The organism is Nitratireductor aquibiodomus (genome assembly GCF_900105565.1).
Classification (GTDB): domain Bacteria; phylum Pseudomonadota; class Alphaproteobacteria; order Rhizobiales; family Rhizobiaceae; genus Nitratireductor; species Nitratireductor aquibiodomus.
Genome location: NZ_FNSL01000001.1, coordinates 3,297,441 through 3,323,851 on the forward strand (window position 1 = coordinate 3,297,441; position 26,411 = coordinate 3,323,851).

Sequence of the window (26,411 nt, forward strand, 5' to 3'; positions counted from 1 at the left end):
CAGGCGCGGAAGGGACGCGATGGCCCGGCGCTGCCTGAGCGGTCGCGGCAGTCACATGACGCAAAGGAAACGAGGCTGGAGCGGGCCGCTTCGGCGGACGCCTATCTGCGCCGCGCCGAGACGGGCCGGAACGTGGCGAAACCCAGCGGACAGCCCCGCGAGAAGCCCCGGTCGCGCACTGAGTCGGCAGAAAAACGACAGGCGGAAACACCATCCCTCCGCCAGCGTCTGCTTGATCGGTTTTTCCCTTTGCCGGAGGTCGAGAGCCGTCCGCAGAGGGAGCAGCCGGTCCGGGCGCTGCGCGAAGCCGAACGTGTCGCCGAGACCCGGGAACCGCGTGGTCGCACGGTATCCGAAGACGAGAGTTCCGGCCGCGCACAGCAGCGTCGCCACGTGAACCAGACGCAAAGGCACGCCTCCGACGAGCAGGTGTGGCGACCGCTGATCGACCCCGTTCAGGTGATCGGCGGGATTTTGCGCGCCAGATGGCTGATCGTCCTGACGACGATCATCGGTGCGGTGATCGGCGTTATGATCGCGCTTTCGACGCCGAAAATGTATTATGCTGCCACGCAGCTCCTGTTCGATCCGCGTGATCTGCAGATCGTCGAGCGCGATCTGACGCGCGGTGGACTGCCTTCCGATGCGACGCTCGCCCTGATCGAGAATCAGGTCGCGGTCATCACCTCCGGCAATGTTCTGGCCAGAGTGGTGGATGAGCTCGACCTGGCCGAAGACCCGGAGTTTAACGGCACGGGCGGAGGAAGTGTTCTCGGTCTGCTGCTCAGCCCGCGGGCGCTCATTTCCGCACTGATCAGCAGTGGCGATGATGATGGCGGCTCGGCACGGCACACGATTGCCGTCGAAAACCTGGCCGAAGCGCTTGATGTGGGACGCAACGCGAAAACCTTTATCATCACCATCGGCGCAACCACCAAGAGTGCCGACAAATCCGCACTGATCGCGACGACCACGCGGGATGTGTTCCTCTCGACCTATGGCGAGCTCCAGTCTGCCACGGCAGGCCGGGCCAACCGTGAAATCACGGATCAGTTGCAGTCATTGCGCGATGAGGTGGAGCAGGCCGAGCGCGCCGTTGCCGACTTCAAGGCCAAGAACGACATTGTCGACGCGCAGGGACGCCTGATCACCGATGAGGAAATCCTGCGTCTCAACGACCAGCTTTCGGCAGCGCGGGCGCGGACGTCGGAACTGAATGCGCGCGCTGCCGCCGCACGGTCGCTGGACGTTGAAACGGTTCTTGGCGGCGCTCTGCCGGAGCAGGTTGCCTCACCGGTGATGACAGAACTGCTCGCACAATATGCGAGCCTGAAGCAGCAGGCCGGCAGGCTGGCGGTGCGGTTCGGCCCGCGCCATCCCGACCGTCAGGCCGTTGACGCGGAACTGGTCGGCGCGCGCGACGAGATCGCACGCGAACTGCGCCGCGTCGTGGCCTCCAACCAGGTGGAGCTGCAGCGGGCGGTACAACTTGAACAGGATCTCTCCGGCCAGCTTGCGCGGCTCAAGGTGCAGAAAGGGAATCTGGAGTCGGAGCGCGTCACGCTTCGTGAACTGGAGCGCGAAGCGAATGCGAAACGCTCGGTTTATGAAGCGCTGCTCCTGAGGGCGCGCGAGACCGGGCAGCAGGAGCGCTTTAACACTGCCAATGTGAGTGTGATTTCCCAGGCCGTACCGCCGCTCGATCCCACGGGTCCGTCGCGTTCTTCAATAGCGATGGCGGGCATGATTCTGGGTTTCATGGCTGGTGTGGGCCTTGGCGCTGTCGGCGGAGCGATCCGCAGCCTGCGCGAAAACATGGCGGAGCGGCAGGCTGCCGGTTACGCAGGTGAGAATGAAGGCGGCGACGGCAGCCGGCGCGCCGACGAGCGCGACCCTGATCCCGAACCGGACCCCACGCCGCCGGGTGGCGGCTCGCACTGGCGGGAAGATGAAGGGCGTGACGATCGCCGTGCCGCATCGCGGGAGCGTCCGCGGGACTGGTCTCTCCGGTCGGGTGAACGCCATGCGATGGCGCGTGCGGAAACCGGTTGGGAGGACGATGAGGCGTTTCCAGACGATCTCGATACGGACGCGGGCGAGGATTTCGTGGAACACGCTGAAGAACACCGGGAAAAGCGTTATCAGCCCCGGCCCGCCCCGGAGCAGAATGCGCCGGTAGCAGCTGCGCTCTCTGCGCAGCCCGCATGGCCGGCAGCGCAGATGGCGATGCACCCCGGCATGATGGTTCCCGGGCCAATGCAGATGATGGCACCGATGCCGCAGGTCGTGGGAATGCCGATGATGCAGCCCTATCCGATGTGGCAGCAGGCTCCCATGCCTTTTCAACCTGATTTCGGTGTCATGGCGCAGCAGGCGCCAGGGACCGTCGAAGAAGAGGATGAGGGCAGCGAACGCTTCGATGAGATCCACGACCGTCTCAAGGCCGTACGCCGCGAAGTGGATGCGCTAACGGCACGCCGGTTAAACAGGCATCGTTACTGACCTGAAAACACCGCCTTTCCCAATAACGTCAGGGAACGGCGCTGTGACGGGATTGCGGTTCTGTGTTTTCCCCATTATGCGGGCTCATGTGCGGGCCTCGTCCCAACGAAGAGCCACCTCGCACCCCTTGATAGCTGCACCGGGGAAAGACATGGCCGAAATCATTGACGGAAAAGCCCTCGCTGAGGATGTCGTGGCGAAGGTCAAGACCGAGACCGCCAGGCTTACTGAGACCGGAGTGACGCCAGGGCTCGCCGTGGTGATCGTCGGTGAGGATCCGGCCAGCCAGGTTTATGTCGCCTCAAAATCGCGCCGCGCGAAGGAGTGCGGGTTTCATTCGGTGCAGCATTCGCTGCCTCAAGAGACCGGCGAGGAAGAATTGGTGGCGCTGGTCGAGGAACTCAATGCCGATCCCGCGATCCATGGCATTCTGGTGCAACTGCCCCTGCCGAAACATATCGACGAGGGCCGTATCATTCAGACAATCGACCCCGACAAGGATGTCGACGGATTTCACTTCATCAATGTGGGGCGCCTTGGCACGGGTACGCTCGGTAGTGCCTTCGTGCCCTGCACGCCAGCAGGTGCGATGCTGATGCTTGAACGAGTGCGTGGCCGCGATCTTTCGGGGCTTTCGGCGGTGGTGATCGGACGCTCCAACATCGTCGGAAAGCCGATGGCGAACCTGCTTCTGGCAGCGAACGCCACGGTGACGATCGCCCACAGTCGAACGAAGGACCTTCCCGCGCTTGCAAGAACCGCCGACGTCCTGGTTGCGGCCGTTGGCCGCCCCGAGATGATCAGGGGTGACTGGGTGAAACCCGGCGCCACGGTGATCGACGTGGGCATCAACCGCATCCCCGCACCGGAAAAGGGCGAGGGGAAGACCCGGCTTGTCGGCGATGTCGCTTTTGCCGAGGCGAAGGAAAACGCCGGCGCGATCACGCCGGTGCCCGGCGGTGTCGGGCCGATGACCATCGCCATGCTGATGGCCAACACGCTGACCTCCGCATTCCGCACTGCGGGACTTGAGCCGCCCGCTTTCTAGGGCCAGGACCCCAATCTGGATCATCGCCCATGTCTTTCCTGCCGGACCAGCCTGCTTTACAACAATGGGCCATGGGCGAGGCGCGGCAGGATACCCGGCAGTTTGCCTTTCTGCTGGTAGACAAATTCTCGATGTTTTCGCTGGCGGCGGCCATCGACACCGTGCGCTCGGCCAATCGTCTTCTGGGACGGGATGTCTATAGCTGGGTCACCGTCTCCGCCGATGGTGAAGCGGTGATGGCCTCCAACGGTTTGCCGATCAAGATCGACTATGCGATCGCCGACCTGCCACCGGTCGATATTCTGTTTGTCTGTGTCGGGTTGACGACGGAGTTTCCCGGCAAGAGCACGGTGCTGGCGGGTTTGCGTTCGCTCGGCCGTCGCGGCGCGGCTCTCGGGGCGCTGGCGGCGGGATCCTATCTTCTGGCAGAGGCCGGTCAGCTTGAGGGGCATCGCTGCACGATACACTGGGAGAACCGGGCCTCCTTCATGGAGCGCTTTCCAGAGATCGAGTGCACTGGCAATGTCTATGAGATCGACCGGAAGCGCTATACCTGCGCCGGCGTGACCACTTCCATAGACCTGATGCTGGAAATCGTGCGCAACGACCTGGGTGTGGAACTGGCCAACGAGGTGGCCAACCAGTTCCAGCACGAGCGTATCCGCTCGCCGGGCGACCGCCAGCGGACGGGACCGGAGCGTGACCTCACCGGAAAATCGGAGAAACTGAAGAAGATCGTCGAACTGATGGCCGACAATCTGGACGAGCCTTACTCGGCGGTGCAGCTCGCCAGGGCGGCAAGCCTTTCGGTGCGGCAGGTGGAACGGCTGTTTCTGCGGCATCTGGGCATGACGCCGGGGCGTTATTACATGCGATTGAGGCTGGAGCGGGCGCGCGAGCTTCTGCGTCAGACCAATATGGCGATCCTCGACGTGGCGATTGCCACGGGTTTCACCTCGCACTCCTATTTCGCGCAGAGTTATCGTCAGCAGTTCGGGCGCCCGCCCTCCGAAGAACGGCGCACCACCTATTGAGTGCGTTTGGCGGCTGGTTTCGATGGTGGTGCTAGGCGCGCTCGCCCTTCGACAAGCTCAGGATGAGGGCTGTTGACGCACAAGACGCATGTCGCCAGCCACGCTATCCGTCAACGCTGTAGTAGCCCTCATCCTGAGCTTGTCGAAGGGCGAGGGCGCCCGGTGCTTTCGGTCAAGCCGGCTGCCAACTTTCGCAGAGCTACAATGTCGGGCTCGTGCGAGCCCTCGGAGGCAGCGCGGGCCATGAAGTCTTCCGCAAGGGACGCGGCGGCGTTTGAGAACGCATCCGGTGAGATGCGGGCGAGTGAGGCCAGGCCGCGCAGCAGTGCCTCTTGAACATCAGGCGCTGCAGATGCGGCTTCATAGGAGATCGGCCGAAAGGCCTCGTCCAGCAGGCGCTCCGGGCTGACCGGCATAAAGCGAATGCGCGGATAAGGTGGATCCTTCCGTTCCTCTTCCTTCTCCTCCAGCGCCCAGTTAGCCAGAAGACGCGTCTGCACCGTGAGGACATGGTTGGCGGTCGAGGGGTCGTTGACCCCGGGCGACAGGGCCCGCCGCGCCACATCCGCCAGAACGAGAAAGCCGAAGCCGGGATCGGAATCGAAGGTACGCTCCTCTCCGATGATGAAATCGCCGCGGATGGCCTTCAGCACGGCCTCATCCGCCTCACCGACGACCACGGCAATGATTGCAGGATGGTCCACATAGTCTCCGGGCCGGACACGCACGTGAATGACAAGCCCCTTGTCTTCCGCCAGGTCCTGTAGCGCGTGGGGGTCGAAATGCTGCACGAAGCCGACGCTGCCTGCCGCAACCTCGTGCCCGATGGGTGATCCCTCGCCAGCGCTGCACCCATAAAGCCCGTCTCGGCCAAGCCGGTTGAGCGCCTCGCGGGTGGCATCTTCCAGACGGCTCGTCATTTCCACCACGCGGCCCACGACCGAGATTTCACGGACCCAGCGAATTAATGCCCAGACGACCGCGAAGACGACGAACACTGTGGCGATGAACAGGATCAACCGCCCGCCAAGTGTGTAGATGCCGCTCGACAGGCCGATAATGCCGATGATCGAGAAGAGGAATGCGCCGATGAAGACAGAAATCGTGGTGCGTGCTGCGCGGTTTCCTGAAAAGAGCGGGACAGCGCGGGGCGAGCCGGTCTGCGCGGCGCTGGTCAGCAGGTTTACAAGCGTGGAGAGCGCAAACACCGCCACCGCCAGCATGCTCGATGCAACGATGCCGAGAATGTTGCGCAGGGCGTCTGCGGAGACGGTGATGGGGATCGCGCTTTCCTCCAGCCCCTCGGGGAAGAGGCTGGCGGAGAGATAAGCGAGTATGACGACGAGCACCGCCGACGCGCAGAACAGTGCCGGCAAGAACCACAGGGCCCGCGAAAATCGTCTGAATAGAAACCAGTAGCCGTTCACCGCCCCCCTCCGATCATGGAGAGAATGCACCGGGGCGACTGATTGTTCCAGATCAGAAAACGGCAGCCCCCTGATCCGCGCGGCCGGCAAGCTGTCGGAAACCGGCGAAAAGCTCACGCCCCATGCCCAACCCGTTAGCCGAAAGATCCGGGGCGGCGCTCTCGCGCGCGGCGAGTTCGTCCGCGTCGACCAGCACTTCGATTGTGCCTTTCTCGGCGTCAAGGCGCATCGGGTCGCCGTCACGCAACTTGCCGATCATGCCGCCGTCGAGCGCTTCAGGCGTGACGTGGATGGCTGCCGGCACCTTGCCGGATGCGCCAGACATGCGGCCATCCGTGACGAGCGCGATGCGGCGGCCGCGATCCTGCAAAACGCCAAGGGCAGGCGTGAGCTTGTGGAGCTCGGGCATACCATTGGCCCTGGGCCCCTGGAAGCGGATGACGGCGATGAAGTCCCGGTCGAGCTTTCCGGCCTTGAAAGCCTCCTGCATCTCGTCCTGCGAGTGAAAGATGATGGCCGGCGCCTCGATCAGCCGGTGCTCGGGCTTGACGGCGGAAATCTTGATGATGGATTTGCCCAGATTACCCGACAGGACGCGGATGCCTCCGGTCTTCTGGAAGGGCTTGGCGGCGGTGGTGAGCACCTTTTCGTTGCCGCTGGTGGCGGGTGCGGGCAGGCGTGCGACAGTGCCATCATCGGCAAGCTTCGCCTCGACCGTGTAAGGCCGCAGACCTTCACCCCAGATGGTGCGGACATCTTCATGCAGATAGCCATCATCGAGCAGTTCGCGGATAAGAAAGCCCATGCCGCCCGCAGCGTTGAAATGGTTCACGTCCGCAAGCCCGTTGGGATAGACGCGCGCGAGAAGCGGCACGTGGTCGGAGATTTCGGCGATGTCGTCCCAGGTGAGTTTGATGCCGGCAGCCGCCGCCATGGCGACCAGATGCATGGTGTGGTTGGTGGAGCCGCCCGTGGCGTTGAGCCCCACCACGCCATTGACGATGGAGCGCTCGTCGATCATGCGGCCAACGGGCGTGAACTCGTTTCCGAGCGCGGTGATGGCAAGCGCGCGTTTGGCCGCTTCCTTCGTCAGGGCGTCGCGCAGCGGCGTGTTGGGGTTGATGAACGAGGAACCCGGCGTGTGCAGGCCCATGATCTCCATCAGCATCTGGTTGGAATTGGCGGTGCCGTAGAAGGTGCAGGTGCCGGGACCATGATAGGATTTCGATTCCGCTTCGAGCAGGGCGGCGCGATCCACCTTGCCCTCAGCATAAAGCTGGCGGATGCGCGCCTTTTCGTCATTGGGTAGGCCCGACGTCATGGGACCGGCGGGGATGAAGACGGCGGGCAGATGGCCGAAAGTGAGCGCGGCGATTACGAGGCCTGGCACGATCTTGTCGCAGACGCCGAGATAAACGGCGGCATCGAACATATTGTGCGACAGGCCGACTGCAGCAGCCATGGCGATGACATCGCGCGAAAAGAGCGAAAGCTCCATGCCGGGCTGACCCTGGGTGACGCCGTCGCACATGGCCGGGACGCCGCCTGCCACCTGCGCCACACCGCCGGCCGCGCGTGCGGCCTCCTTGATCATGTTGGGATAGGGCTCGAAGGGCTGATGCGCCGAGAGCATGTCATTGTAGGCGGTCACGATGCCGAGATTGGGGACCCGATCGCCGGAAAGTGCTGCCTTGTCGGTCGGGCCGCAGGCGGCGAACCCATGGGCGAGGTTTCCGCAGGAGAGAGCGGAGCGGTGAACGGCCTGTTCGCTCGCATGGTCGAGGCGCTCCAGATAGGCTTCGCGGCTGGCGCGCGAACGCTCGCGGATGCGGGCTGTGACGGCTTCGATTTCGGGTCTGGCGGTCATGGCATGGCGTCCTGTGTAGCAGTTGCTCCCGCGCCTCAGGTCTGGCTGGCGGGCGCCCAGAATATCCGGGCAGGATGTTTCGCCCCGGCGAGCACCGCGCTGATGGGCGCGTCCGGGCCGGGTTGCATGGCCAGCGCTTCCTCGAGCGTCTTGCGCTTGTCGTCGCCCTCGATGTGAAGGGCGAGGAAACGCGCGCCGGCAATGCGGTTCATGGAGAGCGTCAGGCGCGGCTCGCCGGCACTCTCAGAGGAGACGGGCAGCACATCCGGGCCTTCTGCCAGTTTGAGCAGCGTCTCGATGGTTGTGGCGTCGGGAAAGAACGAGGCGGTGTGCCTGTCATTGCCCATGCCGAGCACCACCACGTCGAGGGGCGCCGGAATTTCCGCGAGCACGCCTGCGGCTTTTTCTGCCGCCTCGGCAATGCTTTCTGCCTCATGGTAGAGGCCGACAAAGGCGGCTCGGGCGGCCTTGTTCTGCAAAAGGTGCTGGGCGACCAGCCGGGCATTGGAACGCGGCGAATCCGCCGGAACGAAACGCTCGTCCACAAGGGTGACGGTAACTTTGTCCCACGGGATGTCGCGCCGTGACAGATGGTCGAAAAAGAGTGCGGGTGTGCGGCCACCGGAGACGGCAATGGCCGCGCGGCCCCGCTCCTTGACGGCAGCGGCGAGCTTTTCGGCAACAGTGGCCGAAAGGTTTTCAGCCAGGGCTTCGGGCGAGGCGAATTCATGCCATTTGCAGTCCACCATGGTCAGGTGCTCTCATGCCAGGTACGGCCGTCGCGCTCGATCAGCGCGATTGAGGAGGACGGGCCCCATGTGCCTGCCGTGTAGCCCTGTGCGGGCTGCTCGTTGTCTTCCCAGGCGGCAATGATCGGGTCGATCCAGCGCCATGCCGCTTCCACCTCGTCGCGGCGCATGAACAGGGTCTGGTTGCCACGGATTACATCCATGATGAGCCGCTCATATGCATCGGGATTGCGCACGCTGAAGGATTCGGCAAAGCTCATGTCGAGTGGCACATGGCGCAGGCGCATGCCGCCGGGGCCGGGGTCCTTGATCATGATCCACTGTTTCACGCCCTCGTCGGGCTGCAACCGAATGACGAGCTGATTGGCAAAGACCTTGCCGGCGCCATCCTCGAAGATGGAATGCGGGATCGGCTTGAACTCGATGACGATTTCCGAAACGCGGGTGGCGAGCCGCTTTCCGGTGCGCAGATAGAATGGCACGCCGGACCAGCGCCAGTTTTCGATCTCGGCCTTGATGGCAACGAAGGTTTCGGTGTTGCTCTCGCCGCTTTCAAGCTCTTCCGTATAGCCCTTCACCGCCCCTCCATTGGAAGCACCGGCACGGTACTGGCCGCGTACGGTCGCCTTTTCCGCGCTTGCGGTGGTGATGGGCTTCAGCGCGCGCAGCACTTTCAGCTTTTCATCGCGCACCGTATCGGCGTCCATCGAGGCGGGCGCCTCCATGGCAACGAGGCAGAGAAGCTGGAGGATGTGGTTCTGCACCATGTCTCGCAGCGCCCCGGCCTTGTCATAATAGCCGGCACGGCCTTCCAGCCCGACGGATTCGGCCACCGTGATCTGCACATGGTCGATATGGGCGGAGTTCCAGAGCGGTTCGTAGAGCGCATTGGCAAAGCGCAGCGCCATCAGGTTCTGCACCGTCTCCTTGCCGAGATAATGGTCGATGCGGAAGACATTGTGCTCGTCGAAGACGCGGGCGATGGCATCGTTCAATTCGTGCGCGGAGGCCAGCGAACGGCCAATCGGCTTTTCAACGATGACACGGGCCGTGTCCGTCGACAGGCCATGCTTGTCCACCTGTCCGACAATGTCGTCGAAAAGGCTTGGCGCGACGGCCATATAGAAGGCGCGCACGCTCTTGCTGTCACCGACTTCGGTTTTGAGGTCGGCAAAGCCTTCGCCCGATTTCGCATCCGCCGGCACATAGGAAAGACGAGCCAGAAAATGCTTGAGCTCCTTTGTCTCGATATCGTCCTTGGCGACATGCTCGCGGATCGCTTTCTCGGCAAAGGTGCGAAACTCTTCGTCGGAGAGTCTGGTGCGCGAGGAACCGATAATGCGGGTAGGGTCGGTGAATTGTCCCGCCCGCTGACGCTGATAGAGCGCCGGCAGGAGCTTGCGTTCGGAGAGGTCGCCCGTGGCGCCGAACACCACGAGATCGAAAGGTTCGACCGGAATTGTCTGGCTGGTCATGGTTTCTCCGTCTGCGTCGGTACAGCTTGCCGTTGCTATAGTCTAATCGATTTAAGAAAGCCAGATGGGATTCCGTCGCACGCGCATGTCGAGGCTGAGCCAAGCCTGCATAACCATTTGTGCCTTGACATGTCTTCGCATGGCGGGTTTCCCATGGTTCCCTTCGCGAGCATAGGCTTGCGCACTGACATTACAAACCGGAGCGGCAGGGATGGGAACCCATTTTTCGCGCAGCGTGGCTGAGGGCCGCGCTTTCATGCAGTTCATCGGCGGGCGGTCCGTCGATTCGCTCTCGGGCGAACGCATCGACGTTCGCTGCCCGTCCGACGGCAAGGTTTTCGCCTCCATCCCCGCTTCGAATGAGGCGGATGTGGATCTGGCGGTGAAGTCCGCCCGCAAGGCCTTTGACGAGGGGCCATGGAGCCGCATGCCGGCGGTGGAGCGCGGGCGCTGCCTGACGCGGCTTTTCCATCTGGTGGAGAAGCACGGCGAGGAACTGGCAGCACTCGAATCGCGCGACACCGGCAAGCCGATCCGCCAGGGCAAGGCCGATGTGACGGCCACCATGCGCTATTATGAGTTTTACGGCGGTGCGGCCGACAAGATCCACGGCGACACGATCCCGTTTCTCGACGGCTACACGGCGCTGACGCTGCGCGAGCCGCATGGCGTGGTGGTGGGCATCACGCCATGGAACTACCCGATGCAGATTCTCGCCCGCGTTGTGGGCGCGGCCCTTGCCATGGGCAACACGCTGGTGGTGAAGCCGGCCGAGGACGCATCGCTGTCGACAATCCGGATCGCCGAACTGGCGCATGAGGCGGGCATTCCCGAAGGCGTGTTCAACGTCATCACCGGCTATGGCCGCAGCGCCGGTGCCGCCCTTTCCGCGCATCCGCTGGTGGACTACGTGACCTTCACCGGTTCGCCGATGACCGGCACGGCAATCCAGCAGGCAGCCGCCGTGAACAATCGCGGTGTGACCATGGAACTGGGCGGCAAATCCCCGCAGATCGTGTTCGCGGATGCGGATATTGAGGCGGCGCTGCCGGTGCTCGTCAACGCCATCATCCAGAATGGCGGGCAGACCTGCTCTGCCGGCAGCCGCGTGCTGATCGAAAAGCCGGTCTATGAGAAAGTCGCTTCGGCACTGGCCGAGCGCTTCTCAAAGCTGGTTGCAGGGCCGCATGATGCGGATCTCGACATCGGCCCGCTGGTCAACCCGGCGCAGCGTGACAAGGTCGCCGGATTTATCGCGGCAGCAAAGGAAGCCGGCATCCCGCTTCTGGCCGAGGGCACGGTGCATCCGGATGCGCCGGAGGGCGGCTATTATCAGGCGCCGGCGCTTTTCGGCGCCGTCGACCCGAAGGCAGCGTTGGCACAAGAAGAAGTGTTCGGGCCTGTCCTTTCGCTTTTCCCGTTCGAAGATGAGGCGGATGCGATCCGGCTTGCCAACGATACCGAGTTTGGCCTCGTGGCTGGCATATGGACGCGTGACGGCGCGCGCCAGCACCGTGTGGCCAAGCGCGTGCGCGCCGGTCAGGTTTTCGTCAATGGCTATGGCGCGGGCGGCGGTATCGAACTCCCCTTTGGCGGGTTCAAGAAATCCGGCCATGGACGCGAAAAAGGCTTTGAAGCCCTGTTCGACATGTCCGCCACAAAGACAATCGTTTTCAACCACGGCTAACACTGACAGGAATTTTCGAAATGGCACGACTTGAAGGCAAGGTCGCCGTGATCACCGGCGCGGCGTCCGGTTTTGGCGCCGGAATGGCAAAGCGTTTCGCCGAGGAGGGCGCGAAGGTCATCGTTGCGGACCTCAATGCAAAGGGTGCGGAAAAGATCGCCGGTGAGATTGGCGAGGCGGCGCTGCCCGTCACCGCCGATGTTTCCATGAAGGCCGATGTGGACGCGATGGTGGATGCCGCCATGCAGGCCCATGGTCGGCTCGACGTGATGGTCAACAATGCTGGCTACACGCACCGCAACGGCCCGATGCTGGAGGTCGATGAGGAGACCTTCGACCTCATCACCGCCGTCAACATGAAGGCGATCTATCACGCCGCGCAGGCCGTGGTGCCGATCATGGACAAACAGGGCGGCGGCTCGATCATCACCACCGCATCGACAGCCGGCCTGCGCCCGCGTCCGGGTCTTACCTGGTATAATGCCTCGAAGGGCTGGGCGATCACCGCGACCAAGTCGATGGCCGTGGAACTCGCGCCGCAGAACATCCGCGTGAACTGCCTTTGCCCGGTGGCGGGCGAGACCGGCATGCTCGATCAGTTCATGGGCGAGGACACGCCGGAAAAGCGTGCACAGTTCCGCGCATCCATTCCGCTTGGCCGGCTTTCCACACCGCTCGACATTGCCAATGCGGCCCTGTGGCTTGCTTCCGATGAGGCGGAGTTCATCACCGGTGTTGCACTCGAAGTGGATGGCGGGCGCTGCATCTGAGGCTGCGCCGCTGACGGAGAATTCCGCAGGCACGGGAACCAGATGCCCGGTCCGGAATTTTCCATAGTCGGATAAATCAGAAGGGCCATTCAACGAATGAGTGGCCGCAGGCGGGGGAACATGCATGACCTATGAGCAGCTCTTTCTTTTCAGTCTGCTGGGCGTCGTGTTCGCCTTCCTTGTCTGGGGGCGCATTCGCTATGATCTGGTTGCCTTCGCGGCGCTGATCATTGCGGTGGTGGCGGGTGTTGTGGATGCGCATGACGCATTCATGGGCTTTGGCCACGAAGCTGTGGTCATTATCGCCCTGGTGCTCATCGTCTCGCGCGCCATGATGAACGCAGGCGCGGTGGAACTGATCGCACGTTTCGTGCTCTCGTCGGGGCGTTCCCTTTCAACACATATCGGCTTCATGTCGGTGATCGGCGCGGGGCTTTCCGCTGTCATCAACAATGTGGCCGCGCTGGTCATGCTGATGACCCTCGACATCGAGGCGGCCAAAAAGGCCAAGCGCCCCGTCTCGCAATCGCTCATGCCACTTTCATTTGCGACGATCCTCGGCGGCATGATCACGCTGATCGGCACGCCGCCCAACATCGTCATTGCCGAGTTTCGCGGGCGGGCGCTGGGCGAATCCTTCTCCATGTTCGATTTTTCGCCAGTGGGGCTGGTGTGCGCCATTGTCGGCATCGCGTTCGTGACAACGGTCGGGTGGCGGCTGATCCCCGATACTGGACAGGCGGCGGCTGTCGGAGAAGACGGGGCGGCTGGCCTGTTCGTTGCGGAAGCGGGCGTGAAAGAAAAGTCCGGTTTCATTGGCAAGGCGGTCAGCGAACTCTACCCGCTTGCCGATGAGCACGATGTGACCGTTCTCGGTCTCGTGCGTCGTGGCAAGCGCCTGCCGGGATTTGCCGCCGGCGAGGAATTGCGCAAGAGCGATCACGTCATTCTCGAAGGCGATCCGAAATCCATTGAAGCCTTCATCGGCGCTGCTGACCTCGATGCGCCGGGCTCCGAGGAGCATGGCGGCATTCGCGGTAAGTCTCTGGTGCTGGTGGAAGCCATCGTTCCCGACAATGCCCATATGGTGGGGCGCACCGCGAACGATCTGCGGCTGCTTTATCGCCGCGGCGTGACGCTGTTGGGCGTCTCGCGTCAGGGGCGCAGGTTTCGCGAGCGAGTACGAAAGCTCGTCATCAAGCCGGGCGACGTGGTGCTTCTTCTGGGGCCTGAAAGCCGGGTGAACGATGCTGCCGACTGGCTGGGCGTGTTGCCGCTGGCCGAAAAAAGCCACACGGTGATCCAGCGCGGCAAGGCGCTGTTTGCCGTTGGCGTTTTTGCGGCTGCGGTGGCGCTTTCTGTGATGGGCTTGATGCCGCTTGCAGTGGCGCTTGCCGGGGCAGTTGCCATCTATGCGCTGTTCAATGTGGTTGGCGCGCGCGAAGTTTACGAATCCGTCGAATGGCCGGTGATCGTGCTTCTTGCCTCGCTCATACCGCTGGGGCTGGCGCTCGAAGAATCCGGTGGCACCAAGCTGATTGCCGATTCCATTCTCTCGCTCACGGGCGCTCTGCCCGCCTGGGCAATCCTTGCGATCCTGATGATCGTGACGATGACCCTTTCGGACTTTTTGAACAATGTGGCAACCGCGCTGATCGCTGCCCCGGTGGGGCTTTCCATCGCCAAGGGGCTCGATGTTTCGCCGGACCCGTTTCTGATGGGTGTCGCCGTGGCCGCGTCCTGCGCATTTCTCACGCCCATAGGACACAAGAACAACACGATCATCATGGGGCCGGGTGGTTATCGATTTGGCGATTACTGGCGCATGGGCCTGCCGCTGGAAGTGCTGATCATTGCGGTGTCGGTGCCGGCGATCCTGTTCTTCTGGCCGTTGTAGAGCGGGCAACAGCGCCGTGCGTGGTGCGTGGTTCGACAAGCTCACCATGAAGGAGGTAGGCGCTTGCAAGAATGATTGGCTACACGATGCTGGTATTGCTCCTGCAGGCCTCTACCCACCCTCATGGTGAGCTTGTCGAACCACGCACAGCATCAATGCAACGGGAGTTTCGAGCCTAAAGCCGATCGCGCAGGGCGTACCAGTTGAGGGCCAGAAACATCAGGATCGGGCGCAGGCGCCGACCGCCCGGAAAGGGCGGTATCTTGAGCTCCTCGAAGAGGCGGAGTCGGTCGCGGTTTCCGCACACGGTTTCGGCATAGAGCTTGCCGACAAAGTTCGACAGCATGACGCCATGGCCCGAATAGCCGCCGGCGGAAATCACATTCGGCATGACCTCGCGCACATAGGGTTTTCTGGGCATGGTAATGCCCACATAACCACCCCATGCATGGGTGAGCTCCACATCGCTCAAGGCCGGATAAAGCTCTGCGATCTGGCGGCGGATGTGCTGGTGGATCGCCTTATCTTCGCCGGGCGCATAGATTTCACGACCGCCGAAGAGCAGGCGTCCATCGGCAGAGCGCCGGAAATACCGCACGACGAAGCGGGAATCATCCACCGCTTCGCCCCCCGGCAGGACCGGGCTGTCGTCGCCGAGCGGCGGCGTGGCGCCGATGAAGGAGCCGATGGGCATGACATGGGCCGCGCTCTTCGGTTCAAGGTCGCCGCCATAGGCATTGGTGGCGATGAGGCATTTTTCGGCGGTGATTGTGCCGGTGGGCGTCTCAATACGAACACCGCCTGCATCTGAGGAAATCCGTGTGGCCGGTGTCTTCTCGAAGAGAAGTGCTCCGGCCTCTGCCGCGACGCGCGCGGTGCCCGTCACGAGCTTGAGCGGGTGAATATGGCCGGTGCCGGTGTCGCGGGTTCCGCCGAAATAGCGCGTCGAGCCGAGGCGTTGAGCGGTCTGGGCCTCGTCCATATAGGTGATGTGGGGATAGCCGAAGCGCCCGCGCATGATGTCTGCGTGCCGACGGTATTCGTCCAGATAGCGCCTCTTGTGAACCACCGAAAGCTGGCCGGGCCGATAGTCGATCTCGATGGCGTTGCCGGCGGCGAAATCGAGCAGATGGGCCTTGGCCTCTTCGGCGAGGTCGAACAGGGCTTTTGCGCGGGTAAAGCCGAGCTCTGCTTCCAGTTCCTCGGCCCAGGCGCGCTGGCCGGTGCCGAGCTGCCCGCCATTGCGGCCTGATGCACCGTCACCGAAACGGTGCGCCTCGATCAGAGCAACATTGACGCCTGCCTTTGCGAGATGCGCGGCCGCGGAAAGGCCGGTGAAGCCACCGCCGACAATGGCGACATCGACGCGATAGTCGCCATCAAGGGCCGGATATTCAGGACGCGCGCTAACGGTCGCTTCATACCAGGAGAGGCCGGGCGAAACGGGCGACTGGTAGATCATGGGCGCGTGCCTAAACGTTCAGCAACAGGTATTCGCGCTCCCACGGACTGATGACCTGCATGAAGGTCTCGAACTCTGCCCGCTTGATCGCCGCGAAGGTGGAGACGAAGGGCGCGCCGAGCATCTCTTTCAGGCTCTCGTCATCCTCAAACAGCGCAACGGCTTCCAGAAGGCCGCGCGGCAGTTCAATCTCGTCCTGATTGACGGCGGTCCCGGCGGGTGCATCGGGCTTGTTCTTCTCCAGAATGCCGACAAGGCCACAGGCGAGCGAGGCCGCCAGCGCCAGATAGGGATTGGCGTCGGAGGAGGGGATGCGGTTCTCCACGCGCCGCGCGGCGGGATCGGAACGTGGCACACGGAAGGCCGTTGTGCGGTTGTCATAGCCCCAGCGTGTGTTGACGGGAACCGCCGTGCCCTGGGTGAGCCTGCGATAGGAATTCACATAGGGCGCCAGCATGATGAGCGCGTTGGGGATATGCCTTTGCAGCCCGCCGATGAAGTGGCGGAACATGTCGGTCTCCTCGCCCTTCTCGTCGGAAAAGACGTTCTGGCCGGTTTTGAGCGACACCACCGACTGGTGGATGTGCATTGCGGAGCCCGGCTGGTTCTGGATCGGCTTGGCCATGAAGGTGGCATAAGTGTCGTGCTTAAGCGCGGCTTCGCGGATGGTGCGCTTGAACATGAACACCTGATCGGCAAGCTCGATCGGGTCGCCATGACGCAGATTGATCTCGAGCTGGCCCGCCCCCTCCTCGTGGATCAGTGTGTCGATCTCGAGACCCTGGCCTTCGGAAAAGTGGTAGATGTCGTCGATCAACTCGTCGAACTCGTTGACGCCGGCAATGGAATAACCCTGACCGCCACCGATGGGACGACCGGAGCGCCCGACAGGCGGGGTGAGCGGATAGTCCGGGTCGGGGTTCTTGTGGACGAGGTAGAATTCGATCTCCGGTGCGACGATGGGTTTCAGGCCATGCTTGGCATATTCGGCCACCACGCGTTTCAACACATTGCGCGGGCTGAACGCCACGTCGCGCCCATCCTGATGGACAAGATCACAGATCACCTGTGCGGTCGGATCGGTCTCCCACGGGACCGAAGAGAGCGTGGAGAGATCCGGCAGGAGCTTCAGGTCACCATCGTCTTCCGGATAGACGAAATCGCCGCTGTTTTCGGGATACTCGCCGGAAATCGTCGTCATGAAGACGGCCGAGGGCAGCGCCAGCGACGTGTTCGACGTGAATTTCTTGGACGGCATCATCTTGCCGCGGGCAACACCAGCCTGATCGGGGGTGATGCACTCAATGTCCTCGATGCCGCGCCATTCCAGCCAGGCCGTGGCCTGCTTCCAGTCCTTCACACCGCGTAGGTTTTTCAAGAATGCGGGCGCGCGTACGGATTCACCTCTACCTGCGCGGCGGGCTAGCTTCTTCCTGTCAGGCATCAATCACCAGGGATTATTGTTTGGATGCCGGAGTATAGACTTGGGTCTGAAGGAAAGGGAAGAGCCCAGTCTCACGCCTGCACAGCCGTCAGCAGGCGCTGGATGACGGGCTGCAGTGTCTCCGGTGTCACGGGGCGAACCACGCGCGCATCCACATGCTCGACCGTTGGAGAAGCATCAAGGCGGGAAGGGATGATGGTGATGACGATTGGGAGCCGGCGCGGCGAGGCATTTCTGTGCTGCTCCAGATGCAGGAACAGATCGTCCGACATCTGCACCTGCGCGTCGATGTCGACGATCACCAGGCCCGGGCGGGACAGCGGCGACACTGCAGAAAGAATACGCCTCGCTTCCACGGGCTCCATCGCCTGGACCTTCAGGTAGGCGCGCTGGGCAATACGCGTGAGCACGATGCGGTTGATGGGGGAGGCGGCGATGACCAGGGCCTGCGCTGGGTCGGCAACACAGGACCCCGCTACGCCCGCGCCTTTCCCATCGCAAGGCCAGTCGGTTGCATGTCTGTCTACCATCATATGCTCGCCCATCGGCTGGATTGTGAATTTCAATGCCCGGTTGAGAGTTGGGGAAAATCAATGTCACTATAGTTGAGAAGTCAAGTTACAAATATGTCAGAATCGGCATGTGCCTGTTTCGCAATCAATATTTGTTGGCCATCGGTGTGGTGGCGAAGATTTTCTTCAAACCTGAATCGTTTGTATTGTTTGATCATTGGGTCACGGACTGCCCGTGAACAAGAAAAAGCGCCCGCGCAGGAGACCTTGCGCGGGCGCTCGACTGGAGGTCGTCAGGCCGGTGTCAGGAGCCGGCCAGACGATTGGTGACGATGACCGGCACCAAGAGGTCGCCCCAGTTTCCCTCCCCGCCATGATGGCGTGCTGAGCGGACCAGTTCCACGGACACACCGGAATCGACCGCCTTCATGACCGACTGGTTGAGCCTGTGCAGGTCGTTTGCCACCATGCGGATCAGGGCCTGCTGGTCGGCCGACATGGCGCTCGACTGTTCCTCTGCTCGTTCCTTGACGCGGGTGTTCGGTGTCATTTCCGTTCTCCTTTCCCGGCCGTTTCGGCCGTTGGGTTATTCCGCTGCCGGGCGGAATTGGTCGGTTTCGGTGGATTCCTTCATGGCGGTGGTCGAAGACTGGCCGCCGGTGATGGCCATGGACACGGCGTCGAAATAGCCGGTGCCGACTTCGCGCTGGTGCTTGGTGGCGGTGTAGCCATTGGCTTCCGCCGCGAACTCCGCTTCCTGCAGCTCCGAATAGGCCGCCATCTGTCGGTCCTTGTAGCCGCGTGCCAGCTCGAACATGCCGAAGTTGAGCTGATGGAAGCCGGCCAGCGTGATGAACTGGAACTTGTAGCCCATGGCACCCAGCTCGCGCTGGAACTTGGCGATGGTCGCGTCGTCCAGGTTCTTCTTCCAGTTGAAGGACGGCGAGCAATTGTAGGCGAGCAGCTTGCCCGGATGCGCCCTGTGAACGCCCTCGGCGAATTTGCGCGCCTGCTCCAGATCCGGCTTCGATGTTTCGCACCAGATCAGGTCCGTGTGCGGTGCATAGGCGACAGCGCGGGCGATGCAGGCGTCGAGCCCGTTCTTCACGCGGTAGAAGCCCTCGACCGTGCGGCCTGCCTCGTAATCGACGAATGGCTGGTCGCGCTCATCGATGTCGGAGGTGAGCAGCTTGGCGGCCTCGGCGTCGGTGCGTGCGATGACCAGGCTCGGCACGCCCATGACGTCGGCTGCAAGACGCGCGGCGTCCAGATTGCGGATGTGCTGGGCCGTCGGGATCAGAACCTTGCCGCCCAGATGACCGCACTTCTTTTCAGACGCAAGCTGGTCTTCGAAGTGGACGCCTGCTGCACCCGCCTCGATATAGGCTTTCATCAGCTCGAAGGCGTTGAGCGGGCCGCCGAAGCCGGCTTCCGCGTCGGCCACGATGGGCGCGAACCAGGTGTCGACCGACAGGCCTTTGCCTTCCGCCGTCTCGATCTGGTCGGCGCGCTGCAGCGTGCGGTTGATGCGCTTGGCGAGCTCGGGACCGGCATTGGCCGGGTAGAGAGACTGATCCGGATACATGGCCGAAGCGGTGTTGGCGTCGGCGGCAACCTGCCAGCCGGAGAGATAGATCGCCTTCAGGCCGGCACGGACCATCTGCATGGCCTGGTTGCCGGAGAGTGCGCCCAGCGCGTTGACGAAGTCCTCTTCGTGGATGAGCTTCCAGAGGCGCTTTGCGCCTTCCTCGGCGAGCGTGTGACGGATGGTGACCGAGCCGCGCAGGCGCTGCACATCCTGTGGCGTGTAGGGACGCTCAATGCCATCGAAGCGGCCTTCCGCAGCACCGGGAACAAGGTTGTAAAAATCCGTCATAATTGTCTCCGTACAGGATTTGTTTCACTGGCGGAGCTGCCTGACTGGGTGTCATTGCGCCCCGGTTTCGTTACAGGATTTACATTGCGGCGCAGCGAAAGCGGAGAGAAAACCGGATTTTCGCCGAAATTTTCGTGTCAGCATGTCTGGAATTTGACAGAGTGGATGTGTAAATTTGTAAATTATGTAAGGGCGGGTTTGTGCGACAGTTTTGTAAAGTCGTGTAAAGCGGAACGGCCGCGTGTCGCCGGGGACGCCGAGAACAACGGGATTCCATCATGGCCAACCAGAAGATATTCGCCGGGCCGCGCATCAGGCGCATTCGCACAGCCAAGGGGCTGACCCAGACAGCGATGGCCGAAGGGCTGGGCATTTCGCCGTCCTATCTGAACCTGATCGAACGCAACCAGCGGCCGCTCACCGTTTCGCTCATTCTGAAGCTCGCCTCTGTCTATAAGGTCGATCCGGATGAGCTGCAGGGTGAGGCGGGGCTTTCGCTCGCGGCGCTGCGAGAGGTGTTTTCCGATCCGCTTCTTGCGGGTGAGCTGCCCGGTGAGCAGGAACTGGTGGATGTGGCCGAGGCTGCGCCCAACGCGGCGGCGGCGCTCGTAAAACTCTACCGCGCCTATCGCGAGCAGGCGGATCGCATGTCGGATCTTTCAGAGATGCTGGCGCGGGAAGGGCGCACCACCGCCATTTCCGCAACGCGTCTGCCGATTGACGAGGTGCGCGAGACATTCGAGCGTCACGCGAACCATTTCGCATCTCTCGAAGAAGAGGCGGAAAGCTTCCACAAGCTGATTGGGCCGGGCGACGATCTTTCCGGAGCCATCAGGGGGTGGCTGAAACAGGAGCACGGCATCGTGGTGCGTCTGCTTCCCGTGGCGACCATGCCGAACTGGCGGCGGCGATACGATCGCCATTCGCAGCGCCTTTTCATTTCCGAACGGCTGTCGCCGGCCGACCAACTGCGCGAGATCGCCATGGAGGCCTGCCTGCTGCGCATGTCAGTGGCGATTGCCGCTGAGATCGAGATTCTGAAACTGTCGAGCAACGAGGCCCGCAGGCTCGCGCGGTTTGAACTCGGGCGCTATGCGGCACACGCGTTGATGATGCCCTATCAGGCATTCCTGTCGGCGGCCGAACGCGCGCACTACGATGTGGATGTGCTGAAATCGCGCTTCGGCGTGTCATTTGAGCAGGCGGCGAACCGGCTGACGACGCTCGCGCGGCCGGGTGCATCGGGCGTGCCATTCTTCATGCTCGAAGTGGACAATGCGGGCAACCGTTTCCGCAAGGCGGGCGCGCTGGGCTTTCCGCAGGCGCGCTTCGGCGGCGGGTGCCCGAAGCTGGCCGTTCATGCAGCTTTCGCGCAGCCGGGGCAGGTGCTGGTGGAGGCGGTGGAAATGCCCGATGGCGCCGAATTCCTGACAGTCGCACGCACGCTGGAGGGACCGCAGGGCGCCTTTGCCGAACGCCCGCGGCGGACGGCGCTTCTGCTGGGGTGTGATCTCGGATTTCGAGAGAGCGTGGTCTATGGTGATGCGCTGCCGGGTGCGCCGGGCAAGGCGGGAGGCGCGCCGACCCATGCGCTCACGCCGGTCGGGCCGGCCTGCCGTCTGTGCGAACGGGCGGGCTGTCTTGCCCGTGCCGAGCCGCCGGTGACAAGGCCGCTCGGGCTCGATGAGATGGTGACGGGCCTATCCGCGTTCGACTTTCAGTGATGCCTGTCAGGCGATATCGAGCACCACATTGCCGACAACATCGCCGCGTTCCACGGCTTCGTGCGCTTTGACGATGTCGCGCAGGGCGAAGCGCTCGCCGATGGCGTGTTTCAGACTGTTCTTTTCAAGCATGGCGGTAAGCTGGCCGATCGCGGTTTCTCGTTCTTTCGTGAGCAGTTCGTAGACCACAAAGACCTGCAGGGTCAGGCTGTTCCACAACAGTGTGGGAAACGAAACGGGTATGTCGCCCTGCATGCTGGAACCGTAGCAGACGATCTTGCCATGGGGCGCCAGCGCACCATTGGAGATGATCGCGGTGGTGGAATAGAGGTCCATGTCGATGAGGCCGTCCACGCCCTTGCCGGAGGTGAGCCCCTTCACCGTGGCGGCCACGTCTTTCGCCTTGTAGTCGATGACGAAATCAGCGCCCGCAGCCCGGGCGTGGGCGGCCCGGCCCGGCGAGGCCGTGGCAATGACACGGGCCCCGCGGGCCTTGGCGATCTGGGTGACGTAGTGCCCGACAGAGGAGCCAGCGCCCGTGACGAGAAGTGTCTTGCCGCTGACGGTCTCGAAGAGGTTCACGGCATGCATGGCTGTCAGCGCGGGAATGCCGAGACATGCTCCTGTCGCGTAATCGACATTTGCCGGCAGGGAAATAGCCTGCGCTTCCGGCAATACGATCGCCTCGGCGGCGGTGCCGAAGGGACGTCGCCACTGGCCATTCCAAACCCAGACGCGCTGGCCGACACGACCATGATCCACGCCGGGCCCGACAGCGTCTATCTCTCCGGCGCCGTCGCTGTGTGGAATGACGCGCCCGGCATTGAGCGGGCGTCCACGCCGCGCCTTCACGTCGGACGGGTTGACGCCCGAGGTGGCCAGCCGAACACGCACTTCGCCGGGGCCGGGCGCGGGAAGAGGCATGTCACCCACCTCCAGAACGTCGCGTGCCGTGCCGTTGCGTTCATACCATGCTGCTCTCACCGCTCGCTCCCGCCCCCACTCCTGCCGTGTTTCCAGCCATTGACAAGGTTTGAAAATCCGGCGCAGGCTTTGTCATCCGCAACCATGACGCAGGTCAATCTTGAACCGCCCCGAAACGACTATCGACACTGACGTTAAGCCCAGTTCTTCCGTTTCACCAGAAGCAGGCGGGGAGATTTCAACAAAAGGCGCCGGCCCCTGTGGGGATTTCATCTCGGCCGAGCACGAGGCGGAGTACCGCGCCTTTGTCGAAGAACACCCGGACCTAGAGGCGGTCGAGTTTCTAATCGTTGATCCCAACGGCATCATCCGCGGGAAATGGGCGCCGGGCGACAGCCTTAAAAAGGCATTTCAGGAGGGTGTGAACTTTCCCATGTCTCTTCACGGCCTCGATGTATGGGGGCGTGAGGTCGAGGAAACGGGGCTTCACATCGAAACCGGCGACAAGGACGGCTATTGTCGGGCGACGCGTGGCTCGCTTGCGATCGTCCCATGGGCCAGGCGCAAGACGGCGCAGGTTCTGCTCCAGACCTTCACGCCGGAGGGTGAGCCCTTCATGGCGGATTCACGCCAGGTGCTGAAGCACAAGGTGGCGGAGGCAAATGCTAAGGGATTTTTCCCTGTCGCCGCGTTTGAGCTGGAGTTCTATCTGCTCGATCCTGAAAAGCAGGACCCGGCCGGCATGCCCACACCGCTTGGCGCTGGCGAGGGACCGGACCGTCTGCGCATGTACGGGCTAGACGATCTGGCCGAGAACGCAGCACTCTTCGACATGATCCGCGATGCTGCGGACGCACAGAACCTGCCCATCGACACGATCATCAAGGAGGCCGCGCCCGGCCAGTTCGAGGTCAATCTGAAACATCGGGCAGACCCGCTGCGGGCGGCCGACGACGTGATTCTCCTGCGCCGCATCGTGATGGGCTGCGCGCGCGAGCATGGGCTGACAGCCACCTTCATGGCAAAGCCCTTCATCGACTACGCCGGCAATGGCATGCATGTGCATACCTCCATGCTCGATGCGGACGGGCAGAACATCTTTGCCGGAGAGACGGGTCGCGAGCGGCTGCTTTCGGCTGTCGCCGGCCTCATCGACACCATGCCCGAATCTCTCATTCTCTACATCAACACCTGGAACGGGTTCCGGCGCATCACGCCCGGCTCCTATGCGCCCACCCATGCAGTGTGGGCGGAAAACAACCGCTCGGTGGCGCTGCGCATCCCGGTCTCGACGGAGGAAAACCGGCGCGTCGAGCACCGGATTTCGGGCGCGGACGCCAATCCCTATCTCGTCATGGCGGCGATCATACAGGGCATGATCGAGGGGATCGAAGCGGGTGCGAAGCCGCCGCCGCCGGTGGAAGGCAGCGCCTATGACGAGACGGCGGATCTCGGCCGTGAACTGCCCGACGACATGGATGACGCCCTCCAGCTTGCGTTAAAAAGCCGTTTCATCGATCGGGCGCTCGGGCCCCTTCTGGCAAAGGTCTATCGTGATCTGAAGCGCGCGGAAATCATCGCCTTCTGGAGCGAGATCACGCCGCTGGAACGCACCACTTATCTTTGAGCCCAAACAGAAATTTGCCGCTTGTCGCATTTCCGAAACGACAATAGGGTTGAAAAAAACTTGCGGGTGCCGGTGGCGATTTGCGCGCTGGCAAAAACAATCCCTTGGGGAGAAATTCCATGCTGCGTAAAACCCTTCTTGCATCCTGCGTTTCCCTTGCAGCGATTGCCGTTTCGGCGGCGGCCAATGCACAGGACCGCGTCGTCAATGTCTACAACTGGTCGGACTATATCGATGATGCGATCCTTGAGGATTTCACCGAGGAAACGGGCATAAAGGTCGTCTACGACGTCTACGATTCCAACGAAATCCTGGAGACCAAGCTGCTCGCGGGCGGCTCGGGCTATGACGTGGTGGTGCCGTCGGGCGAGTTTCTTGGCCGTCAGATCAGCGCCGGCGTCTTCCAGAAGCTCGACAAGGACAAACTTCCCAACATTTCCAACATGTGGGACATGATCAGCGACCGCGTGGCCGTCTATGATCCGGGCAACGAACACTCCATCAACTACATGTGGGGCACGACGGGCGTTGGCTACAATGTCGGCAAGGCCGAGGAAATTCTTGGCACGGCGAAGGTCGATACCTGGGATGTGATGTTCACGCCGGAACTGGCAGCGAAATTTAAGGATTGCGGCATCTATATGCTGGATTCGGCCAGTGAGGTGGTGCGCTCGGCCCTGATCTATCTGGGCCTTGACCCAAACACACCGTCTTCGGACGATCTTGCCAAGGCGGAAGAGTTGCTTCTTTCGGTTCGCCCCTATGTGCGCAAGTTCCACTCTTCCGAATACATCAACGGTCTTGCCAATGGCGACATCTGCTTGGCGCTCGGCTATTCGGGCGATATCTTCCAGGCGCGTGATCGTGCGGCGGAAGCAGATCAGGGCGTGACGGTCGGCTATGCGATCCCCAAGGAGGGCGCGATGCTCTGGTTCGACCAGATGGCGATCCCGGCGGACGCAAAGAATGTCGAGGAGGCGCACGAGTTCCTCAACTACATCATGCGTCCCGACGTGATCGCCAAGGCGTCGAACTATGTCGTCTATGCCAATGGCAACAAGGCAGCGCAGGCAGAGATGGACGAAGAAGTCGTGGGCGACCCGGCTGTCTATCCCGACGAGGCGACTATGGAGAAACTGCAGGCGCCGCTCCCATATGACATGCGCACGCAGCGTCAGGTGACGCGCATGTGGACCAAGGTGGTGACGGGTCAGTAGGCGGATTCAGGGCAGGGGACGCCGATGAAATCGCTCGGCAGCACACGTCGCAGCTTCGCACCCTGGGCCGATCCCCAGGCGAGGCCGTATATCTCGTTCGAGAATGTCACCAAGACGTTCGGTGATTTCACGGCGGTCGATGACCTGTCTCTCAACATCTATGAGCGCGAGTTCTTCGCGCTCCTGGGCGCTTCGGGCTGCGGCAAGACCACGCTTCTGCGCATGCTGGCGGGTTTCGAGCAGCCCACTTCCGGCCGCATCTTCCTTGACGGGCAGGATCTTTCGGGCATCCCCCCGCACAGGCGGCCCGTCAACATGATGTTCCAGTCCTATGCGCTCTTCCCGCATATGACGGTGGAGAAGAACATTGCCTTCGGCCTGAAGCAGGACCGGATGCCGGCCGACGAGATCGCCGACCGCGTCGCTGCCATGCTGAAGCTGGTGAAGCTCGAACCTTTCGCCAAGCGCAAGCCGCACCAGCTGTCGGGCGGCCAGCGTCAGCGTGTGGCGCTTGCCCGTTCGCTCGCCAAACGGCCCAAGCTCTTATTGCTGGACGAGCCGCTGGGCGCGCTCGACAAGAAGCTGCGCGAAGAGACACAGTTCGAACTGGTCGACCTGCAATACGATCTCGGCCTCACCTTCATGGTCGTCACCCACGATCAGGAAGAGGCGATGACCATGGCCGACCGCATCGCGGTGATGGACAGGGGCAATGTCATCCAGGTGGCGACCCCGGCGGAGATCTACGAGGCGCCGAATTCGCGCTTCGTTGCCGATTTCGTGGGCTCGATCAACATGTTCGAGGGAACCGTGACGGCTGCCGACAGGGAGACGGCGCGGATTGCGGACGCATCCGGCTTCGAGCTTTCGGTGCTCAATGGCGCCGGCGCGGAGAAGGGGGCGAATGTGTGGTTCGCCGTCCGTCCCGAGAAGATCGACATATCCCGCAACCGCCCGGAAAGCGCGGTCAATGCTGTGGAGGGTGAGGTCTGGGACATCGCCTATCTGGGCGACATGACCATCCACCACGTCAAGCTCGATGACGGCCGCATCGTCAAGGCTAGCAGCATCAACCGCCGCCGTGCGGTGGAAGATGTGCTGACATGGCATGACCGGGCATGGGTGTCCTTCCCGGCGGATGCCGGCGTCGTGCTGACGCGGTAGCTGAC

At 62.5% G+C, this 26,411-nt stretch carries 20 protein-coding genes; 10 read left to right on the top strand and 10 right to left on the bottom strand.

The annotated features are described in order from the left end of the window. Positions 1-249 precede the first annotated feature (249 nt). The 3 genes from BLW55_RS15580 to BLW55_RS15590 all read left to right on the top strand — a co-directional run bounded on the left by BLW55_RS15580 (position 250) and on the right by BLW55_RS15590 (position 4,584). Positions 250-2,502 (top strand): GumC family protein, encoded by a 2,253-nt coding sequence (locus tag BLW55_RS15580; RefSeq protein WP_244509098.1) that lies wholly within the window; start codon positions 250-252, stop codon positions 2,500-2,502. A gap of 151 nt (positions 2,503-2,653) precedes the next feature. Further along, positions 2,654-3,550 (top strand): bifunctional methylenetetrahydrofolate dehydrogenase/methenyltetrahydrofolate cyclohydrolase FolD, encoded by an 897-nt coding sequence (folD, locus tag BLW55_RS15585; protein ID WP_090329411.1) that lies wholly within the window; start codon positions 2,654-2,656, stop codon positions 3,548-3,550. Positions 3,551-3,621: 71 nt separating this feature from the next. Then, positions 3,622-4,584, top strand: coding sequence for a GlxA family transcriptional regulator (locus BLW55_RS15590; RefSeq protein ID WP_007006944.1), 963 nt, complete (start codon positions 3,622-3,624; stop codon positions 4,582-4,584). Positions 4,585-4,712: 128 nt separating this feature from the next. Here the strand turns inward: BLW55_RS15590 and BLW55_RS15595 are convergent, their stop codons facing one another. From BLW55_RS15595 to zwf, 4 genes are all read right to left on the bottom strand, one after another. Beyond that, on the bottom strand, positions 4,713-5,960 hold the full coding sequence (locus BLW55_RS15595; RefSeq protein WP_244509099.1) for a DUF2254 domain-containing protein: 1,248 nt from the start codon (positions 5,958-5,960) through the stop codon (positions 4,713-4,715). A gap of 103 nt (positions 5,961-6,063) precedes the next feature. Further along, entirely contained in the window at positions 6,064-7,878 is a 1,815-nt protein-coding gene (gene edd / locus BLW55_RS15600) for a phosphogluconate dehydratase (protein WP_090329412.1), read from the bottom strand. A gap of 35 nt (positions 7,879-7,913) precedes the next feature. Next, positions 7,914-8,627, bottom strand: coding sequence for a 6-phosphogluconolactonase (gene pgl, locus BLW55_RS15605; protein ID WP_090329413.1), 714 nt, complete (start codon positions 8,625-8,627; stop codon positions 7,914-7,916). A gap of 2 nt (positions 8,628-8,629) precedes the next feature. Beyond that, a complete protein-coding gene (zwf, locus tag BLW55_RS15610) occupies positions 8,630-10,102 on the bottom strand; it encodes a glucose-6-phosphate dehydrogenase (protein ID WP_090329414.1) in 1,473 nt (490 codons plus the stop codon). 211 nt (positions 10,103-10,313) lie between these two features. Here zwf and BLW55_RS15615 point away from each other — a divergent pair, with 211 nt between their 5' ends. From BLW55_RS15615 to BLW55_RS15625, 3 genes are all read left to right on the top strand, one after another. Continuing rightward, positions 10,314-11,789 (top strand): aldehyde dehydrogenase family protein, encoded by a 1,476-nt coding sequence (locus BLW55_RS15615; RefSeq protein WP_090329415.1) that lies wholly within the window; start codon positions 10,314-10,316, stop codon positions 11,787-11,789. Positions 11,790-11,809: 20 nt separating this feature from the next. Next, positions 11,810-12,559 carry an SDR family oxidoreductase gene (locus BLW55_RS15620; RefSeq protein ID WP_007006950.1) on the top strand — a complete coding sequence of 250 codons (750 nt, stop codon included), beginning with the start codon at positions 11,810-11,812 and terminating at the stop codon, positions 12,557-12,559. A gap of 124 nt (positions 12,560-12,683) precedes the next feature. Next, complete coding sequence (locus BLW55_RS15625; protein WP_090329416.1) at positions 12,684-14,456, top strand: SLC13 family permease; 1,773 nt, start codon at positions 12,684-12,686, stop codon at positions 14,454-14,456. Positions 14,457-14,631: 175 nt separating this feature from the next. Here BLW55_RS15625 and BLW55_RS15630 read toward each other — a convergent pair whose 3' ends face one another. The 5 genes from BLW55_RS15630 to aceA form a co-directional block, all read right to left on the bottom strand. Next, positions 14,632-15,918 (bottom strand): NAD(P)/FAD-dependent oxidoreductase, encoded by a 1,287-nt coding sequence (locus tag BLW55_RS15630; protein WP_090329417.1) that lies wholly within the window; start codon positions 15,916-15,918, stop codon positions 14,632-14,634. Between the two features lie 10 nt (positions 15,919-15,928). Continuing rightward, positions 15,929-17,362, bottom strand: a complete 1,434-nt coding sequence (locus BLW55_RS15635) for a glutamine synthetase family protein (protein WP_040664618.1) — start codon at positions 17,360-17,362, stop codon at positions 15,929-15,931. 71 nt (positions 17,363-17,433) lie between these two features. Then, positions 17,434-17,892, bottom strand: a complete 459-nt coding sequence (locus BLW55_RS15640) for a response regulator (RefSeq protein ID WP_244509100.1) — start codon at positions 17,890-17,892, stop codon at positions 17,434-17,436. Positions 17,893-18,178: 286 nt separating this feature from the next. Then, positions 18,179-18,424 (bottom strand): SMc00767 family acetate metabolism repressor, encoded by a 246-nt coding sequence (locus BLW55_RS15645; protein WP_090329419.1) that lies wholly within the window; start codon positions 18,422-18,424, stop codon positions 18,179-18,181. 36 nt (positions 18,425-18,460) lie between these two features. Further along, complete coding sequence (gene aceA / locus BLW55_RS15650; RefSeq protein ID WP_007006957.1) at positions 18,461-19,750, bottom strand: isocitrate lyase; 1,290 nt, start codon at positions 19,748-19,750, stop codon at positions 18,461-18,463. A gap of 278 nt (positions 19,751-20,028) precedes the next feature. Between aceA and BLW55_RS15655 the strand changes: the two genes are divergently transcribed. Continuing rightward, complete coding sequence (locus BLW55_RS15655; protein WP_090329420.1) at positions 20,029-21,474, top strand: helix-turn-helix domain-containing protein; 1,446 nt, start codon at positions 20,029-20,031, stop codon at positions 21,472-21,474. 6 nt (positions 21,475-21,480) lie between these two features. Here BLW55_RS15655 and BLW55_RS15660 read toward each other — a convergent pair whose 3' ends face one another. Beyond that, positions 21,481-22,458, bottom strand: a complete 978-nt coding sequence (locus tag BLW55_RS15660; protein WP_090329421.1) for an NADPH:quinone reductase — start codon at positions 22,456-22,458, stop codon at positions 21,481-21,483. A 100-nt stretch (positions 22,459-22,558) separates the two neighbouring features. On the opposite strand from BLW55_RS15660, the gene BLW55_RS15665 reads away from it, so the two are divergent. From BLW55_RS15665 to BLW55_RS15675, 3 genes are all read left to right on the top strand, one after another. Then, positions 22,559-24,025, top strand: coding sequence for a glutamine synthetase family protein (locus BLW55_RS15665; RefSeq protein WP_025031139.1), 1,467 nt, complete (start codon positions 22,559-22,561; stop codon positions 24,023-24,025). A gap of 119 nt (positions 24,026-24,144) precedes the next feature. After that, positions 24,145-25,242 carry a polyamine ABC transporter substrate-binding protein gene (locus tag BLW55_RS15670; RefSeq protein WP_007008999.1) on the top strand — a complete coding sequence of 366 codons (1,098 nt, stop codon included), beginning with the start codon at positions 24,145-24,147 and terminating at the stop codon, positions 25,240-25,242. A 24-nt stretch (positions 25,243-25,266) separates the two neighbouring features. After that, positions 25,267-26,406: an ABC transporter ATP-binding protein gene (locus BLW55_RS15675; RefSeq protein ID WP_090329422.1), complete on the top strand. Its 1,140-nt coding sequence runs from the start codon at positions 25,267-25,269 to the stop codon at positions 26,404-26,406. Positions 26,407-26,411: the final 5 nt, after the last annotated feature.